This is a genomic window from Bacillus sp. 05T31, assembly GCF_056396725.1.
The window spans coordinates 1-1,830 of record NZ_JBFTMA010000803.1; the positions used below are offsets into that span (position 1 = coordinate 1).

Annotated in this window: 1 protein-coding gene; it reads left to right on the plus strand. The window is 28.7% G+C overall.

Annotation, left to right across the window (positions count from 1 at the left end):
• Positions 1-1,830 (plus strand): peptidase domain-containing ABC transporter (locus tag AC1DJR_RS28475; RefSeq protein ID WP_477004098.1); only part of this gene is annotated, 1,830 nt, incomplete at both ends.

The window sequence follows — 1,830 nt, forward strand, 5'->3', positions numbered from 1 at the left end:
CTCTGCAACTGCATATAGGATCGAAAATATAACTGATTTACAAAGAATACAAAAGCCGATGATAGCATTTTGGGGCTTTAATCACTTTGTAATTATTGAAAGGGTTAAAGAAAATAAATTTTATATTGTAGATCCTAAGGCAGGGCCAATGGTAATCGATATAAGAAGTTTTGAAGAAATGTTCTGTGACTACATCTTATTAATAGAAAACAAAGAAGATATACAGCCAAATACTAAAAGGCGTGAAAAACATATACTACTTAGATATATTGATCATTTTGTATCTCCTAGCCAGATTATTTTACTAGCACTATTAGCATTGTTAGCACAAATCTCAATTCTTGCTTTCCCCTTTATTTTGAAAAAGTTTATGGATATTTTGAATGCTTCAAAGGAAGTGGATGTAAGATACCTTTTAATTATATTGGGAAGTTTAATCGTTGTTATAGGGATAAAATCTATAACTTCAATTAYAAAAGTAAAATTTCAAAAAGAAATTGATAGAAAAAGTACAACAAAAGTTTTTGAGCATATGTTTAATACCCCCATAGAAAAGATTACTACACGTCATGCAGGGGATTTAAATGTAAGAATCATGAGCCTAGAATCAATACGAGGATATATTTTAGAGGATTTAATTGAAATGATTATATCAATAGTAGTGATCATTCCATTATTGATGTATCTATTATATACTGAGACTTTTTATACTTTAATATTGATATTTTTTATTGCTAGTTCCCTATTTATCAATATTTCCTTAGGGAAATTTATATATAATGCTAATTTAGTCGAAACGTATTACCTAGGAGAACATAGAGGGAAAATTAATGAATCATTAAAAGCGATGTATTTTGTAAAGGCTACTGGGATTTTTTCTAGAATTAAATCTGTATGGCAAAAAGATTATAATAAATACCTAGATACGGTACATAAACGAGCGCTAAAACAAAATGCTTTAGAATCATTTAATAGTTCCCTATCAACAATATTTATTATCATAATGCTTGCTGTAGGATTTTATAATTTTAGTAAAGGAGAAGAGGATTTAAGTAATATTTTCTTCTTTATTGCTATATCTAGTATTATATTTTCTCCGGTTTCAACAATTATAGGATCAATTTTAAATTGGAATTCAGTTAAACCACTTTTATTAAGAACTTTAGACATCTTGGAAGAGGAACTAGAAAAAGATGGATCGGATACTAAAGTAAACATTCTTAGAGGCTCAATTCAATTCAATAATATCTCATTTAGTTTTGATGACAAAAAAATAATAGAAAATTTAAGTTTGAACATTAAAAATAACGAAAGTATTGCCATTGTTGGAGAAAGTGGCAGTGGTAAGTCCACTTTGGCTAACTTATTATTAAAATTGCATACTCCCGATAAGGGGAATATATTAATAGACGATAGAGATATTAAAGATTGGAACAGTGAGGAACTAAGAAAAAAGGTAGGACTAATGACTCAGGATGGAGTTTTATTTAGAGGAAGTCTATCTGAGAATTTATCTTACTTTAATATAAATTATGACCCTTCAAATATCCAGAATGCTATAGATAAATTAAATCTAAGTAATTATATTCAATTTCAAAGTATAAATGATATTTTTATCTCTGAGGGAGGAACAAATTTCTCCGGTGGTCAAAGACAAAGGTTAGCTATGTTACGTCTGTTCATGAAAGAATATCCGATTCTTATCTTAGATGAACCAACTAACCATTTAGATAGAGGAACGGCAAATGCTGTTATTGAAAATATATTTGCCATACCATCCACTAAGATTATTATCACTCATGATGAAAATATTTTAGACCGTGTAGATAG